General features: G+C 60.3%; 18 protein-coding genes and 1 tRNA gene. 7 read left to right on the forward strand and 12 right to left on the reverse strand.

The window, feature by feature from the left end; genetic code table 11:
• The first annotated feature begins 1 nt into the window (after position 1).
• Positions 2 to 769 (forward strand): uroporphyrinogen-III C-methyltransferase, encoded by a 768-nt coding sequence (gene cobA, locus J0W34_RS03475; RefSeq protein WP_230970711.1) that lies wholly within the window; start codon positions 2 to 4, stop codon positions 767 to 769.
• Between the two features lie 242 nt (positions 770 to 1,011).
• Here cobA and J0W34_RS03480 read toward each other — a convergent pair whose 3' ends face one another.
• A complete protein-coding gene (locus J0W34_RS03480; protein WP_230970712.1) occupies positions 1,012 to 1,800 on the reverse strand; it encodes a hypothetical protein in 789 nt (262 codons plus the stop codon).
• A 92-nt stretch (positions 1,801 to 1,892) separates the two neighbouring features.
• Between J0W34_RS03480 and J0W34_RS03485 the strand changes: the two genes are divergently transcribed.
• From J0W34_RS03485 to J0W34_RS03495, 3 genes are all read left to right on the forward strand, one after another.
• Entirely contained in the window at positions 1,893 to 2,672 is a 780-nt protein-coding gene (locus J0W34_RS03485; RefSeq protein ID WP_230970713.1) for a hypothetical protein, read from the forward strand.
• A 100-nt stretch (positions 2,673 to 2,772) separates the two neighbouring features.
• Positions 2,773 to 4,122 (forward strand): replication initiation factor, encoded by a 1,350-nt coding sequence (locus J0W34_RS03490; protein ID WP_230970714.1) that lies wholly within the window; start codon positions 2,773 to 2,775, stop codon positions 4,120 to 4,122.
• Positions 4,123 to 4,329: 207 nt separating this feature from the next.
• Entirely contained in the window at positions 4,330 to 5,391 is a 1,062-nt protein-coding gene (locus J0W34_RS03495; protein ID WP_230970715.1) for a tyrosine-type recombinase/integrase, read from the forward strand.
• A gap of 26 nt (positions 5,392 to 5,417) precedes the next feature.
• Here the strand turns inward: J0W34_RS03495 and J0W34_RS03500 are convergent.
• From J0W34_RS03500 to ybgC, 10 genes are all read right to left on the reverse strand, one after another.
• A tRNA-Lys gene (locus J0W34_RS03500) sits at positions 5,418 to 5,493 on the reverse strand.
• Between the two features lie 46 nt (positions 5,494 to 5,539).
• Positions 5,540 to 6,256: a 7-cyano-7-deazaguanine synthase QueC gene (gene queC / locus J0W34_RS03505; RefSeq protein WP_227815643.1), complete on the reverse strand. Its 717-nt coding sequence runs from the start codon at positions 6,254 to 6,256 to the stop codon at positions 5,540 to 5,542.
• A 20-nt stretch (positions 6,257 to 6,276) separates the two neighbouring features.
• Positions 6,277 to 6,936 carry a 7-carboxy-7-deazaguanine synthase QueE gene (queE, locus tag J0W34_RS03510; RefSeq protein WP_230970716.1) on the reverse strand — a complete coding sequence of 220 codons (660 nt, stop codon included), beginning with the start codon at positions 6,934 to 6,936 and terminating at the stop codon, positions 6,277 to 6,279.
• A 14-nt stretch (positions 6,937 to 6,950) separates the two neighbouring features.
• Positions 6,951 to 7,667 carry a tol-pal system protein YbgF gene (ybgF, locus tag J0W34_RS03515; RefSeq protein ID WP_227815645.1) on the reverse strand — a complete coding sequence of 239 codons (717 nt, stop codon included), beginning with the start codon at positions 7,665 to 7,667 and terminating at the stop codon, positions 6,951 to 6,953.
• The gene (pal, locus tag J0W34_RS03520) at positions 7,667 to 8,191 is read right to left on the reverse strand and encodes a peptidoglycan-associated lipoprotein Pal (protein ID WP_227815646.1); all 525 of its coding nucleotides are present in this window, start codon (positions 8,189 to 8,191) and stop codon (positions 7,667 to 7,669) included. Before pal ends, ybgF begins: the two co-directional genes overlap by 1 nt.
• 56 nt (positions 8,192 to 8,247) lie before the next feature.
• Positions 8,248 to 9,528, reverse strand: a complete 1,281-nt coding sequence (tolB, locus tag J0W34_RS03525; RefSeq protein WP_227815647.1) for a Tol-Pal system beta propeller repeat protein TolB — start codon at positions 9,526 to 9,528, stop codon at positions 8,248 to 8,250.
• Between the two features lie 35 nt (positions 9,529 to 9,563).
• The gene (locus J0W34_RS03530; protein WP_227815648.1) at positions 9,564 to 10,421 is read right to left on the reverse strand and encodes a cell envelope integrity protein TolA; all 858 of its coding nucleotides are present in this window, start codon (positions 10,419 to 10,421) and stop codon (positions 9,564 to 9,566) included.
• 5 nt (positions 10,422 to 10,426) lie between these two features.
• A complete protein-coding gene (locus J0W34_RS03535) occupies positions 10,427 to 10,834 on the reverse strand; it encodes an ExbD/TolR family protein (protein ID WP_227815649.1) in 408 nt (135 codons plus the stop codon).
• Between the two features lie 24 nt (positions 10,835 to 10,858).
• Positions 10,859 to 11,533 carry a protein TolQ gene (gene tolQ, locus J0W34_RS03540; RefSeq protein ID WP_227815650.1) on the reverse strand — a complete coding sequence of 225 codons (675 nt, stop codon included), beginning with the start codon at positions 11,531 to 11,533 and terminating at the stop codon, positions 10,859 to 10,861.
• 2 nt (positions 11,534 to 11,535) lie between these two features.
• Positions 11,536 to 11,964: a tol-pal system-associated acyl-CoA thioesterase gene (gene ybgC, locus J0W34_RS03545; protein WP_227815651.1), complete on the reverse strand. Its 429-nt coding sequence runs from the start codon at positions 11,962 to 11,964 to the stop codon at positions 11,536 to 11,538.
• A gap of 202 nt (positions 11,965 to 12,166) precedes the next feature.
• Here ybgC and J0W34_RS03550 point away from each other — a divergent pair, with 202 nt between their 5' ends.
• From J0W34_RS03550 to hslU, 3 genes are all read left to right on the forward strand, one after another.
• Complete coding sequence (locus J0W34_RS03550; protein ID WP_227815652.1) at positions 12,167 to 13,252, forward strand: STAS domain-containing protein; 1,086 nt, start codon at positions 12,167 to 12,169, stop codon at positions 13,250 to 13,252.
• Between the two features lie 83 nt (positions 13,253 to 13,335).
• Positions 13,336 to 13,881: an ATP-dependent protease subunit HslV gene (gene hslV, locus J0W34_RS03555; RefSeq protein ID WP_227815653.1), complete on the forward strand. Its 546-nt coding sequence runs from the start codon at positions 13,336 to 13,338 to the stop codon at positions 13,879 to 13,881.
• 4 nt (positions 13,882 to 13,885) lie between these two features.
• A complete protein-coding gene (gene hslU, locus J0W34_RS03560) occupies positions 13,886 to 15,220 on the forward strand; it encodes an ATP-dependent protease ATPase subunit HslU (RefSeq protein ID WP_230970717.1) in 1,335 nt (444 codons plus the stop codon).
• Positions 15,221 to 15,264: 44 nt separating this feature from the next.
• On the opposite strand, the gene J0W34_RS03565 is transcribed toward hslU, so the two are convergent.
• Positions 15,265 to 15,735: a PEP-CTERM sorting domain-containing protein gene (locus J0W34_RS03565; protein ID WP_230970718.1), complete on the reverse strand. Its 471-nt coding sequence runs from the start codon at positions 15,733 to 15,735 to the stop codon at positions 15,265 to 15,267.
• Positions 15,736 to 15,761 lie beyond the last annotated feature (26 nt).

The following is a 15,761-nucleotide window of genomic DNA, read 5'->3' on the forward strand; positions in this document are numbered from 1 at the left end:
CATGAGTACTTCTCGTCCTGTCGAACCCGGTTGTGTCTATCTGGTGGGCGCGGGACCGGGTGATGCCGAGCTGCTCACCTTGCGGGCCGACAGCATCATCCGGCAGGCCGATGTGGTGGTCTACGACAACCTCGTGGGCGATGAAGTGATGGCGCGCGTGCCGTCTTCGTGCGAACGCATCTACGTGGGCAAGAAAGCCGCCAACCACACCATGCGTCAGGAAGACATCTGCGCCCTGTTGGTCCGGCTGGCGCAAGAGAACAAGCGGGTGCTGCGCCTCAAGGGCGGTGACCCGTATGTCTTCGGGCGCGGTGGCGAAGAAGCGGAAACCCTGGTTGATGCCGGGATTCCCTTCGAGGTCGTGCCGGGCGTGACGGCTGCTTCAGGGATCGGCTCTTACGCCGGTATTCCGCTGACACATCGAGACCACGCGCAGAGTGTGGTGTTTGCGACCGGTCACAAGAAGGAAGGGCCGGTGGATCTGGACTGGGCCGCCCTGGCGCGCCCCATGCAGACCGTCGTCATCTACATGGGCGTTTCGCGAATCGAAGAGATTGCTCGGCGGATGGTTGCCTACGGACTGCCCCGGACCACGCCTGCGGCGATCGTTCGCCGTGGCACGCTTCCCGATCAACGGGTGCTGGTCGCGACACTGGCCGACCTGGCCGAAAAGGCCGAGGCGGCCGGCATCAAGCCTCCGGCGCTGATGATCATCGGTACTGTGGTGACGCTGGCACCCCGGCTGGGGTGGTTCAAGGGCGCCGACTGAGGCGGCGGTGTCGGCGACGCAAAAACCCGGTCCACAGGGCCGGGTTTTTTCATGTCTGGCGGAGGCGTTTTTCGGGCGGTAAACGGAAAGAGCCCAGTCTTGCGACTGGGCTCTAATGTCCTGGTAGGCCGTGCGTGGCTCGAACACGCGACCAACGGATTAAAAGTTAATCTAACACATTGTTTTTATTGATAACGTGCCCGCCCTCGGCCGCCAATGCTCGTAGAGAGTTTTTAGAAATGCTACGTAGATTTCGGCGCGTTCTGACTTACGCGCTGGTTCATTGTGCGTTTTATCGATTTAATTAGGTGCGCGTATTCTGCCGCTACGGCATGAACTTTACTCGAGATCTCGGGATTTGATTCAAGAGTCTTGACCCTCAAACTCTCAGAATTTAGTTGCCCGCTCCAAGGAAATTTGTCAGGAAAACTTTCTAGTTCAAAGGCTAAGCCAGCGGATACGCATGCATGAGTTTCGGTTGATTCGAACTTGGTAAAGAGTCGTTCGACTCTCTTGTTCCACTCGACTAGCTCATCAATTACGTGTTGTTGGTATTCCACTCCCTGAGCCGATATGGGCAGCCGAGCTAGATCTACTTTAACTTTCAACCCGTCTAGTTCTGACAAGATCGACGACACGCGACCGAAGACTCCTTTTCGCGCCTCGACACGAACGCGATCGCAGTAAGCGGCTCTCGTCCTAAAGATCGATTCGAGGTTAGCGGCATGCGCTACGGTGCTAGCGTCCTTCGCGAGTTGATCGACGCCTTGTCTGAAGCTTCCGTATGCGGTTACACCACTGAGAAGTATCGTTCCTGCCACCCCAATTACCCGGAGTTTGCTAATCAAGCTCCCCGTTTCAAACTCAATTTCGACTTCGACATCCGCTCCAAGCATGAACTGAGCGCGCTCCTTGAGGTAGCTCGCAAGTGCAACGCGGAGTTTGTCGCGCTCCTCATCGGATTCAAAACCTTCCACGTTTAGGCGAGTGTATCCCTCGCACAGCACCTCTCGGCGCATGTAATTGGCCATAGTAAAAACTCAACAAGTGTAAGAAATTATGGTTTTGCATGATATCGTCAAATGCGTTACGCATGAAAGTGGTTGAAGGATACGGGTGAGGTGTGAATAAAAAGGAATACGGAAAACTCTCGCTCGACCAGTTTCGTTCGACGGTGAGGTTGTTGCCAGAGGTTCGAAGCGAGTTCTCTGCCTTCGAAGAAGTGGCTAGAACAAAGGCAAAGAAGTTTATGGCTCTGCTCGATGAGCCCGGTCTGGCGTGGGCAAGCATCTACGAGCGACCATTTCATGAGCAGATGGCATTGATGTTTGTCTTTCTTGGTTGGAATGACGACCTTCACGAAACTGCCTCACAGGAGGACCCGCAGGAAGCCTTGCTCGATTGGGTAAACGACGGTGGGAGATTGGATCAGTGGTATGAAGAGCACAAAGATGATCTGGATTTTCGACACCTCGTCTGGTTATGCGTCATGGTTCAAAGGAATGTTTTGGCGATCATGCTCTTCGGGCAGAGTATGGGGACATTGGTGGCAAGAGTGCGTGAAGGTGACGAAGACGCATTGTTCGATGCCGTTCGTGTCGATCGTTCTGTGTTACTCGCGCCGACGTGTTCCGACAGATTGTCACGAGCTGAACTCATTAACGACAAACACTTCTTCTTGCGGTTACGAGGTGCGATGAAGGGGCCTTCAAAGAAGTACATGAGCGCCATTCAGGATCTGCGTTACTCCATTGCACTCTTGAGGGACTGTGGATTCGACCGATTTTCAGATCAGGACCTTGAGACCTTGTTTATCTCCACGCGCTTGTACCCCAACTCGCCCGGGGCGCTAAAGAATCTTCGCAAGCACATACACGCTTCAAAGAAGCTTTCAACTCTCTGAAAACGCGATTTCAGGTGGTCGTCTGGGAAGGCGATCATGCATAACTTTCGTATCCGTTCCGGGACGCAATCGCATGCCCGGCGAACCGCTAGGAGCGGATATGATCAAGAAACCTCGCCCGGATCTGGGCAGCAACCACGAACAACCTCAAAACCGATCCCCCGAGGGGCGCTCGTCTGAGCTCGCCGCAGGCGAGGACAGACGACGCACATCGGGGGAAGTGGATGCGGTGCCTAGTAACACTGCATCCAATACATGCATTGGAGATTTCTTCAGGCCTCTCAGGTGGGGAGTGGATAGTCTGTACCTCTCCTTTCAGGGAGATCTGTTCAGGGACGTTGAACAGCGCCTGAATGAACTCAAAGCGGTCGCACAGTCCTCAGAGACGCATGAGCAGGCGTTCGCCCAGTACGAGGCGGGTGCGCACGTTTTCGAGGTACGTGACAAAGGGGCGGGAATGTTTCCGTATGTTCTCGACGATAACGCCTATCGACTTCAGTTCTCACGATCAGGCAAGAAGCTCCCAATGGCGTATGCCAAGGTGTCGTCCGAGTACCTATGCCACAAATCGGCGCAAGACATCGAATCCGAGTTGCGCGCTCTGCTGGAAGAGTTCGGAGAGATCACGGATAGCGCCAATGTCAGCCGGATTGACCTGTACGTCGATTTTGTTAGTTCTGTGGACATGGAGAGCTGGACCAGATCCGCGTGGGTCACTCGGGCGTCTTCGGTCAATGCCTACTCTGTTGGCGGGCGCTTTTCGGGTTGGACGGTGGGGCTCGGTGGAGTGATCGCTTGCCGCCTCTATGACAAGACATTGGAAATCGAGACGAGCAAGAAGGGCTATCTCAGAGCGCTGTGGTCCGAGCAAGGCTGGACCGACGATCAAAAGGTCTGGCGCTTGGAGTTTCAGTTCCGGCGCGAAGTACTCGATCAGAAGGGCATCCAGAAGCTCTATTCCGTGCTTTCGCATCTCAATGGCCTGTGGAGCTACGCGACGACCGAGTGGCTGCGTCTGACCGAACCGAATCCGGACGACAAGACGAGAGCGCGGTGGCCCGTGCATCCCCTTTGGATCGCCGTGGCGTCCGTGGATTGGGAAGATGACGGCGCACCGTTGTCGAAGCGGTTTTCCCCCTTGCGAGCCCCTAGCGATGATGGCCTCTGCAAGATGGCGTTTAGCGCGCTGACCTCGTTCATGGCGCGAGAATGTCTCTGGGACTTCAATGAGGCATGGCACTACCTTGGAAACCGTTTGTACGACTACCACGCCACACGCTCCAATTTTCAGGGAATTCCGTTCGAGCAGATGTTGGTGGAGCGGGTCCGTCTCAAGGGGCGCAAGTTCAACACCATCAACAACGCGGCCGAGATTCCGCACGAAGATCGGATTCGCGAGGGATATGACGAGGTGGCACGTGAGTACCGCAAGCAATCGCGGGGCGGCTGACGAGGACGATAGCCTGCCCTTGCCGCACCGGCGGTGTCTCACTAAGGATCAGGCAGCCGACTACCTCGGGATAGGGGTGACCCTTCTCATGGAACTCGGTGTGCCTTTTCTCAAGCTTGGACGTCGGTGCGTGTTCGACAAGCTTGACCTTGACCAGTGGCTTGACGACTATAAGCGCCGAGGGCGGGCCGTAAAGGAGGTTGATTTATGGCCCAACACACCGGCATCTACCGGAGACCGGACTCTCGTTTCTGGTGGATTGACGCCGTCTTACCAAACGGCGAACGCATACGCCAAAGCGCTCGGACTGAAGACCGACAAGCCGCCGAAGCGTACCTCGCGCAGTTAAAGCTCGCGGCGTACAAGGAAGCGCATTTCGGAATCAAGCCTCAACGCTCGTGGCAGGAAGCTGTGATCCGGTATCTCGCGGTAAAAGCGAACCTTCGGAGCATCGGGGATGTTCGACGGATTTTGCGCAAGCTTGATCCCTACCTTGGTCACTGCATGCTTGATGAGATCAATGGCGATCTTGTCTGGACGGTGATTCAGGGGGAGATGAAGAAGGGCAACAAGCCGGCGACGATCAACCGTTACTTGGCAACCATTCGTAGCTTGCTGCGCATGGCGCGTGATGAGTGGCAGTGGATCGATGTCTTTCCGAAGATTCGTCTGCTTCCCGGCGAGGTGGAGCGTGACCGGTGGCTGACAAGGGAAGAGGCATCACGTTTGATCGAAGCCTGTCCCGCACATTTGGCCGCTTTGGTTCGTTTCGCGCTTGCCACGGGTTGCAGGGCGCGTGAGATTACCGGCTTGGAATGGAATCGTGTCGATCTGGAACGCCGGACGGCATGGTTGAACCAGACCAAGAATGGAACGCCGCGAGGCGTACCGCTAAACAGCGACGCGGTTGCCGTGTTGCAGGAACAGGTGGGGCAGGGCACAAGGTTCTGCTTTACCTACCGGGGCAAGCCCATCCGCTGGGAGGTGACAAACAGCGCTTGGCACTCTGCCTTGGCAAAGGCAGGCATCGAAGACTTGCGCTTTCATGACCTGCGCCACACATGGGCCTCTTGGCACAGACAGGCGGGAACGTCCTGTGATGAGCTCAAGGAACTCGGTGGGTGGAAGTCCCGCAGCATGGTGGATCGCTACGCGAAGTACGCGACAGAACATCTGACGGTGGCGGCTTCTAGGATTGAGAACGGTCGGGGCGGGGATGTTTTGACGTTCCCCACGATTTCCCCACGTTCAAATAGGAAAAGGGCTTGACGTTGCCGTCAAGCCCTTTGATGTCCTGGTAGGCCGTGCGTGGCTCGAACACGCGACCAACGGATTAAAAGTCCGCTGCTCTACCAACTGAGCTAACGACCCGAAAGGAAGGCCGCATTATAGGTAGCGTTTATGGAGGTGTCAAGCCCTAAATCGCGCTGCTGTCGAAATACCGCGTGGGGTCTTCGACCCCCGCTTCGTGGAAGCCGGTCCGACGGAGTTTGCATGCCTCGCAGCGCCCACAGGCGCGTCCGGTATCGTCCGCCTGATAGCAGGTGACGGTGTGAGCGTAGTCCACACCGAGATCAGTGCCCTGGCGAATGATCTCGGCCTTGGTGAGGCTGATCAGCGGTGCGTGAATGTGCAGTTTCTGCCCTTCGATGCCCGCCTTGGTGGCGAGGTTGGCCATGGCCTCGAACGCCTGGATGAATTCGGGGCGACAATCGGGGTAGCCGGAGTAGTCGACCGCGTTCACGCCCACGAAGATGTCACGGGCTCCCAGCACTTCGGCCCAGGCCATGGCAATCGACAGCATCACGGTATTGCGTGCCGGTACATAGGTGACCGGAATCGGGTTGTCGCCGTCCTTGCGCTCGGTCGGTACGTCGATGGTCGGGTCGGTCAGCGCCGAGCCACCGAACTGGCCGAGACCGACGCGGGCGAGCCGGTGTTCTTTTGCACCCAGCTGGTCGGCCAGTTTCTTGGAGGCCGACAGCTCGGCGGCGTGGCGTTGCCCGTAGGCGACGGAAAGAGCGTAGCACTCGAAACCCTGATTGAGCGCAATGGCCAGGCAGGTGGCGGAGTCGAGGCCGCCGGAGAGCAGCACGACAGCGCGCTTGGGCGCAGTTTGTTCGATATCGGTCATGGCTTGGCGTGTTCGGGCGGTCAGCGGCCTCGCGCGTCCGCCCAGAGGATTTTATGCAACTGCATTTGAAAACGGACTGGCAGGCGATCGCGCACAATCCACTCGGCCAGCGTGGCGGGCGCAAGTTCGCCGGCCACCGGTGAAAACAGAACGTTACAACGTTCTGCGAGCTTGTGGGTCACGACCTGCTCACTGGCCCAGCGGTAGTCCGCTTCATCGGCGATGACGATCTTCACCTCATCGCGCTGGCCGAGCAAGGGCAGATTGTCCCAGCGGTTCTTGTCCAGCTCGGCGGAGCCGGGGGCTTTGAGGTCGACGATGCGCGAAACCCGCGTATCGACTTCCGACACATCGAGCGCGCCACTCGTTTCCAGGGAGACGTCGTAACCGGCGTCGCACAAGGCGGTGAGCAAAGGCAGGCACTGCTTCTGCGCCAGGGGTTCGCCACCGGTCACGCACACCTGGCGCAAGCCGTGCGAAGCCACTTCGGTCAGCACCTCGTCAATGCTGCGGGTGGTCCCGCCCTGAAAGGCATATTCGGTGTCGCACCAGCGGCAGCGCAGCGGGCAGCCGGTCAGGCGCACAAACACCGTGGGTAGCCCGATCCGGGTGGCCTCACCCTGGACGGAAGCGAAGATTTCCGTCACCCGGAGCCGGGTGACGGAAGGGTTTTCTCGCATGCTTGAAACCGGCCTCAGCTGCCGAGACGTTGCTTGGCCGATTTGGCCGCAGCGCTCTGTGGGTAGCGGGCAATGACATCCTTGAGCGTTTTCTGCTCAAGCTTGCGTTCGCCGAGGGCGCGCTGGCAGTTGGCGACGCCCAGCAAAGCATCCGGCGCCCGGGGGTCGTCAGGCCACTGATTGACGACGGCATTGAAGTGCTCGGAGGCGCGATTGACGTCCTTGGACTGCAAGGCAGCGCTTCCGGCCCAGAAGTGCGCACTGGGCAGGAAGGTGCTGCCTGGGTACTTGGCTACGAAGGCGTCGAACGCCGCCGCGGCTTCACCGTACTGCCCACCTTTGAGCATGTTCAGCGCCGCTTCGTAATCGGCAGATTCGGCCGCTGGATCGATCGGCCCGGCGGCAGCGCCGCCGGTCTCGATGCGACGCAGGCGCTCGTCCAGATCCACATAGAAGTCTTTCTGGCGTTTCTGGACCGAATCCATGTTGTGGTTGAGCAATTCAACCTCGCCACGCAGACGGGCCACTTCAGCCTTGAGCGCTTCGATCTGGTTGGACAGTTCCAGCTGTGCCCGGTTGGAGGCCTCAAGCGTTGCGATGCGCTGGTTGAAGTCCTCGCGCATGCGCAGGAGCTCCTTGCGCGCTTCGGTATCGTCGAACAAACCGGCTTGCGCCGGCAGCGAAGCTGCCAGCGCAAGCACGGCGATAGACAGGCGCCTGAGGCCTGCCATCAGAACTCACCCGAATAGAGCATGTCGCCGCGACGGTTCTCGGCGAAGCAGGACTCGGATGCATCGGTACAACGGGGCTTTTCCTCGCCCAGGCTGACGGCTTCAACCTGGTTTTCGGTTGCGCCCAGCAACAGCAGCGCCTTCTTCATGGCGTCGGCACGCTTCTGGCCCAGCGCGAGGTTGTACTCGCGGCTGCCGCGCTCGTCGGCATTGCCCTGAATCAGCATCTTGTATTCAGGATGCGCGACCAGGAAGCGGGCGTGATTTTCGACCAGCGGCATGTATTCGCCACGAATGACGAAGCTGTCGTAGTCAAAGAACACGCTGCGCTTGGACAGCGGGCTGGACGGGTCGGTCAGCTCGGGCAGCAGGCCGCCGGAGACGCGATCGGGGGTGACCGTGGGGATGGTGTCGGAGGCGCTACGGTCTTCGACGGCCGCCCCGGAGTCCTGGGTCATAGGGGTGCTCGAGCAACCGGCCAGCAGGCCGATGACAACGAATGAGGCGGCAAGGGTTGAACGCATTTTTTAACTCCTTGGAGTTGAGCGGGTATCAATATTGTCGGCCTTGTGGGCCTGGGTTACTGCATCAAAGGTCCCCAAGCCGGCTCGCGCACATCGGCGGCCTTGACCGACAGTCGTTGCTTGATCCGACCGTCGGAAGATACCGCAGACAGGACCCCGCGGCCACCCAGTTCGGTGGCGTAGAGGATCATGCGGCTGTTGGGCGCGAAGCTTGGGGATTCATCTCGCGATGAATCGGTCAGCACGGCGTACTGCTTGGTGGCCAGGTCCATGATGGCAACCTGGAAACCGTTGGCAGAACGGGTGATGTAGGTCATGGTGAGGCCGTCCGGCGAGGGGCGCGGCGTCACGTTGTAGCTGCCTTCAAAGGTCACGCGCTGGGCGCGGCCTCCGCTGGCGGAAATGCGATAGATCTGCGGGCTGCCGCCGCGGTCGGAGGTGAAGTAGATCCATTGTCCGTCGTGGCTGAAGGCAGGTTCTGTGTCGATGCTTGAGGATGTCGCCAGGCGTTTGAGGCCGGAGCCGTCCACGTTGAGGGTGTACATCTGCGACAGGCCGTCCTTGGTCAGCACCACCGCGAGGCGCTGACCGTCGGGTGACCAGGCCGGTGCCGAGTTGGAACCCTTGAAATTGGCCACGACCGACTGGATGCCGGCGGAAAGATCATGCACATACACGATCGGCTTTTTGAGCTGGAAGGAGACATAGGCCAGCTTTTTGCCGTCGGGTGACCAGGCCGGCGAGATGATCGGCTCACGCGAGTTCAGTGCCGTCTGGGCATTGGCGCCGTCGGAATCGGCAATCTGCAACTTGTAGCTGTTGCTCCCCGACTTGACCACATAGGCGATGCGCGTGGAGAACACGCCTTTGAGGCCGGTGATCTTCTCGAAGATGACATCGGCGATGCGGTGGCCGGTGGCGCGGTACTGATCCGGCGTCATGGTCAGCACGATGGCGTCGAGCTGCGCTTCCTGGCGCGTGTCGTACAGGCGCATGCGCACTTCGAACCGGCCCGCGCCCATGTCGCGTACGCTGCCCACCGCGACGGCATCGGCCGCGCGGGTGCGCAGATAGGCATAGTCGGGCAGGGCGCCTTCTGAGAGGGGTGTCGGGCCCAGTTCGACCAGACTGAACAGGCCGCTGCGCTCGAGGTCGGCACGTACCACCTCGGTCACACTGCGGGGGAGCTGGGATTCGCCTTCCATGGCGGCAATGGCCACGGGGAAACGATTGGCGCCTGCGCCGGTGATCTCGATCGACAACTGCGCCTGGGCGGCGAAGGCCCACAGGGACAGCAGGGCGGTCAGGAAAAAGCGAATCAAATCAGTTGGTTTCATTGTCGTTGTGTTCGGCGGATTATACCCAAGCCCGTTCAGTCATCGAGCGGGCGGAATGTAAGCTCGAGTGTACGCGAGAACAGCGACGGATCGTCAGGCTGCGGTAGCGGATCCGACTTCTGTATTGCGCGTTTGATGGCGTCATCAAGGATCGGGTTCCCGGTGCTTTTCTTCAGTCTGATGTCGAGCACGGTGCCACCGGGGCCTTGTGTGACGGAAAAGATCGCCTCCGGGTTGCCGGACAGCCCGGGGGGACGGATCAGGTTGGCTTTGACTTTGCCGCGAATCCGGTCGATGTAGGTCTGCAGACCGCGCACCCGGGCGGCACTGGCCGCCTCGGCGCGCAGCAATTCCGCCTCGCGGGCGCGCTGAGCGTCCATGGCGAGCAGTTCGTCCATCCGGTTGTCTTCCAGGGCGCGTGTTTTTTCCGCCGGGTCCGGTTTGGGTTTCGGCTTGGGCTCGGGCTTTGGCTTTGGCTGCGGTTTGGGTTCCGGCTTGGGCTCGGGTTTTGGCTTCGGCTCCGGCTTTTTCTCGGGCGTCTTGATGTCCGGCGCCTTGGGCTCGGGTTTCGGTTCGGGCTTTGGCTGTGGTTTAGGCTCGGGCTTCGGCTGTGGTTTGGGTTCCGGCTTGGGCTCGGGTTTCGGCTCCGGAGCCGGCTTGGGCTGCGGCTTGGGTTGGGGTTTGGGCTGCGGCTTGATGGCCGGGCGGCTCGGTTGCGGTGCCGCCACCAGCGAAACCTGAACGGCCGCGGGTGGCTGGGTCTGCCAGCGAACGCCGAAAAACAGAAAGATCAGCAGGCCCACGTGCACGAGCAACGCCAACGCCAGGGACGGCCACTTGCCGGGCGTGTCGTCATCGCGGTTGAAGTCGTGGAAATCGGCTTCCATGTTCATGGTGGTCAGCGGCTGTCGCCTCGCTGAACGAGCAGGCCGATCTGGTCGATGTTGCCCCGCTGGAGCTGGTCCATGACCTTGAGGACGGCCTCGTACCTGGCCTCCTTGTCGCCGGCAATGAGCACGGGGCGTTTCTTTTCTCCGCCCTGCAAGGCCTGCAGTTCGCCCACAAGGGCGTCGAGCGCCATGGGCCTCGGGTCGGCATTGCCATCGCGCAGGGCGACCGAGCCATCAGCGCGGACGACCACGTTGATCGGCTCGGCCGGCGCGTCCGAGGCCTTGCCGACGCTGGGCACCTCGATGCTGCCGGTCTGGATCATGGGGGCGGTGACCATGAAGATCACCAGTAGCACCAGCATCACGTCGATGTAGGGAACGACGTTGATCTGGTTCATCAGGCGGCGTTGGCGCATGCGCGACTCCGTCTCGGCGATCGATCAGCTCAGCTGACGCTGAAGGATGTTGGAGAACTCTTCCATGAAGCTTTCGGCGCGGATGGAGAGGCGATCGATGTCGTGGGCAAAGCGGTTGTATGCCACCACGGCGGGGATGGCTGCGAACAGGCCGATCGCGGTGGCGACCAGCGCCTCCGCAATCCCCGGCGCCACATGGGCAAGGGTGGCCGAGGAGACATTGGACAAGCCGCGGAATGCGTTCATGATGCCCCACACCGTGCCGAACAGGCCCACGTACGGGGACACCGAACCGACCGAGGCGAGAAAGGCCAGATGCGCCTCGAGTTCGTCGATCTCGCGCTGGTAGGTGGCGCGCATCGCACGTCGGGCGCCATCCACCACGGAGTCGGGGTCGCTGTTCTTGCCACGCAGCTTTGAAAACTCCCGGTAGCCGGATTCGAAGATCCGTTCCATCGGCCCGGTGTTGTGCCGGTCGTTGCAGGCGCTCTGGTACAGGTGGTTCAGGTCGCCCCCGCTCCAGAAATTGCGTTCGAAGATTTCGGTCTTGCGTCGTGCGGCGCCGATGGCGAACCACTTGCGGAAGATCCAGTACCACGACATGAAGGAGACGGCCGCCAGCAGGGCCATCACCAGCTTGACCAGCAGGCTGGCCTCGGCAATGAGGGAAATGATCGACAGGTCTTGGGTGATGGGCATGGTCAGGCCGCGGCTTCGAGGGTTTTTCGGATGTGCTCGGGAATGGCAGCGGGGCGACCGCTGGCCAGATCGAGGCACGCGATTGAGACTGTCGCGGTGAACAGGCGTTCCGTACCGCGTTCGATATATTGCGTGAATTTGAGGCTGGCACGGCGCGCGTCGGCCATAACCGTATTGACCACGATCTCGTCATCCAGTCGGGCCGGGCGCAGATAGTCGCCTTCCACCTTGCGTACCACGAAAGCCAGACCGGCCTCATCGAGCAGGGTTTGTTGCTCGAACCCCAGTGCCCGTAGCCACTCTGTCCGACCGCGCTCGCAGAATTTCCAGTAGTTGGCGTAATAGACGACGCCACCGGCGTCAGTGTCTTCGTAGTAAATCCGGAGCGGAAGTCGGGTCTCGCGCACTGCGTTCAGAAGGCCGAATTGCAAAGTCGCCTATTTTAGCCATAAGGAGCGTGATGCAAGTCGCAACCAGGTCGTTACATTTTCTCTCAATGCCGCCGGATCCCTGCCGTTTACTTCAGACAGTGGTATTCTCGAACTCCTCAAGGCCCGTGGCCTGATCGCTGTTGGAGGGGGTGCGATCTTGGTCGGCTCATCGAAAAAGCAACAAACACCCGATTCAAACGAAATGAAGGGACCGCGTTCCGAACTGTCGACGCTCGACTTCGGCGCCGGCGGCGCTGATGTACAGCGTGCGCTTGCCGAATGTGCGGACAAGATGGAAGTGCACGAAGGTGCAGACGATTCCTCGGCCATCGCCGAAGAAGCGGCGGTGCTGTACGCCAACGGCCAGAATGACGCGGCTGCGGCCGTGCTTGAAGTGCACGTCACCAGTCTCCCCGCTGGCCAGGGTGAGTTCATGTGGATGATGCTGCTCGACCTCTACAAACTCACCGGCATGCGTGCCGAGTTTGACGAGCATGTCATCGAATACGCCCGTAGTTTCGAAAAATCCCCGCCGCCCTGGGACGTTGCAAACGCGCCCGTCAAGAAAGCCAAAGCCAGTACCCCGTCTGTTGCGCTCGGATCATCGCTCAACGAGCAGGTGGCCAAGCAGTTCGACCGGGTTCGCGAGACCGCCCGCAAGCACGGCACCGTCAAGATCGATCTATCGCGCCTGCGAGCGGCTGACGAGGTCGGGGCCGAGATGTTGCGCTCGCTCATTCACGGACTGCGCAAGGAAGGGATTCAGGTCAAGCTGGCCGGCTGTGCGTCGATGGCGGCCATGCTGGGCGGGCAGGTGACCGTGGGGCAGCCCGAAAATCGCAGCCTGTGGCTGCTGCTGCTCGACATGCTTCAACACACCGATGACATGGACCGTTTCGAGGAAGTGGCGGTCGATTACGCCGTGACTTTCGAAGAATCGCCTCCGTCATGGGAGCCACCGGCCATGGAGGACTTCGTCAGCACCACGGATGTCTCCGCTGCCGCACCCGAGCCTCAGGGGTTTGCGCTGGAAGGTGATTTGCTCGGTGCCAGCGCAGAGGGGATTCGCAGCCTTGTGGCCTTTGCCTCGGATCACGCGGTGGTGAATGTGGATTGCTCCCGTTTGCGCCGGGTCGATTTCGTTGCCGCGGGCAGCCTGTTCAATGTGCTGGCGACCCTCCAGGGGCAGGGCAAGAACATCTCGCTCAATCGGGTCAACGCGATGGTCGCGGCCTTGTTGCGTGTCATGGGTATCGATCAGGTGTGCACCTTGCAATGGCCGACCTGATCCCCATCTAGTCGTCTCTTGGCGTTGCCGATTCGATGCAACGCCTGTCAAACCGGCCGGTTCAAGGCCCGTCAGGATTCAACATGGAACAGTATCACGGCACCACGATCCTCTCGGTGCGGCGCGGGCGTCACGTCGCGCTGGGCGGGGATGGTCAGGTCACCCTCGGCAATATCGTCGTCAAGGGCAGTGCGCGCAAGGTGCGGCGCCTCTATCAGGAGCGGATTCTCGCCGGGTTTGCGGGCGGCACGGCTGACGCATTCACGCTTTTCGAGCGCTTCGAAGCCAAACTGGAGAAACACCAGGGCAATCTGCTGCGTAGCGCAGTCGAGCTGGCGAAGGACTGGCGCACCGACCGCATGTTGCGTCGGCTCGAAGCCATGCTGGCGGTAGCCGATGAGGAGAATTCGCTGATCATCACCGGCAACGGCGATGTCCTCGAACCCGAGAAGGGGATCGTGGCCATTGGCAGTGGCGGCGCCTATGCCCAGTCGGCCGCGCTCGCCCTGCTCGACAATACCGACCTGTCGCCTGAAGACATTGTCAGCAAATCGCTCGGCATTGCGGCAGACCTGTGCATTTACACCAACCACCATCACACGATTGAAGTGCTGGGGGGAGGACGCTGAAGCCATGACTCAGATGACACCGCCGGAGATTGTCTCCGAACTCGACAAGCACATCGTCGGTCAGGCGCGCGCCAAGCGTGCGGTGGCCATTGCGCTGCGCAACCGTTGGCGACGGGCTCAGATCGAAGAGCCCCTGCGTGGCGAGATCACACCCAAGAACATCCTCATGATCGGGCCCACCGGGGTGGGTAAAACCGAAATCGCCCGTCGTCTGGCGCGCCTGGCCAATGCGCCGTTCATCAAGATCGAAGCGACCAAGTTCACCGAAGTGGGCTACGTGGGTCGTGACGTGGAAACCATCATCCGGGACCTGGTGGAGATTGCCATCAAGGATGCCCGAGAACGTGCGATGAAGGACGTCAAGGACCGGGCCATCGATGCCGCTGAAGACCGCGTGCTCGATATTCTGCTGCCGCCGGCGCGCCCTGTCGGATTCAGTGACGCCCCCGCGGCGGACGGCGACCAGAGCACTCGCCAGAAGTTTCGCAAGAAGCTGCGCGAAGGCGAGCTGGACGACAAGGAAATCGACGTGGAACTGGCGCACGCCGGCATGACCGCCGAGATCTTCGCCCCGCCGGGCATGGAAGAGCTGACCAACCAGCTGCAGGGCATGTTCCAGAACCTGGGCAGCCAGCAGAAAAAGACCCGAAAGCTGCCCATCAAGGAAGCGCTTCGCCTGCTCGCCGATGAAGAAGCAGCGCGCCTGATCAACGACGAGGAGGTCAAGAGCGCTGCCGTGAAGTCAGTCGAACAGCACGGTATCGTCTTTCTGGACGAGATCGACAAGGTGGCAACCCGCTCCGATACGCATGGCAGTGACGTGTCGCGACAGGGCGTGCAGCGCGACCTGTTGCCTCTGGTTGAAGGGACGACGGTGAGTACCAAGCATGGCATGATCAAGACCGACCACATCCTGTTCATCGCCAGCGGTGCTTTTCACCTGTCCAAGCCCAGCGATCTCATTCCGGAGTTGCAGGGCCGCTTTCCCATCCGCGTTGAGCTCGATTCCCTGTCCGTCGAGGATTTCGAGCGCATTCTCACCAGTACCGACGCCTGCCTGACGACCCAGTACGAGGCTTTGCTGGCGACCGAAGGCGTAAGCGTGGAGTTCACCGCGCCCGGTATCCGGCGGCTGGCCGAGATCGCTTTCCAGGTGAACGAGCGTACCGAGAACATCGGTGCCCGTCGCCTGTACACCGTGATGGAAAAGCTGCTCGAAGAAGTGTCTTTCGAAGCAGGCAAGAGTGGCCTGGACAAGGTGGTCGTTGATCCCACCTACGTGGATGAGCGCCTGGAGGTGCTGGCCGAGCGCGAGGATCTGGCACGGTATGTTCTTTGACCGTGTCCCGCAGAATTGAAAAAAGCGCCTGAGCGGCGCTTTTTTCATGCCTGGTTAGGGCGACGCCGCCGCGCCCGCAGGCCCAGCAGCCCAAGCCCGGTCAGCATCATGAAGGCCTGGCCGGGTTCCGGTACCGGCGACGAAATGTTGATGTCGCCACTGGCGAGCACGCCAGTCTGCGACCCGAAGTTCGTTGACGACAAGTGCAGGGTGTCGATCCACAGGCCGCCCGCCGCGTTTGATGTCAGGGTCAGGTCGCCGACGCTGAGCGTCACGCGCGGAGCGACGAACGTGGTGTCGGAAATATCCAGTCGGGACTGGGCCCACAGGTCGATCGACTCTTCCGCCGAGAGCGTCCAGTCGCCACCAATCCACAGGTCCCCTGCGCAGGAGATGCTGGTGTTGGCGCCTTCGATGAAGCTCAGATCTCCGCTGCAGACCAGCATGTCGATTGATTGAGCCGCGCAGTTTCCGATGTAGAACAGGGTGGCCAGAGCAAGTGCAGTTTTGCGCATTATTGGTGTTCCTCGTTTGTAGTGGC

Source organism: Nitrogeniibacter aestuarii (assembly GCF_017309585.1).
In the GTDB taxonomy this organism is placed as follows: Bacteria; Pseudomonadota; Gammaproteobacteria; order Burkholderiales; family Rhodocyclaceae; genus Nitrogeniibacter; species Nitrogeniibacter aestuarii.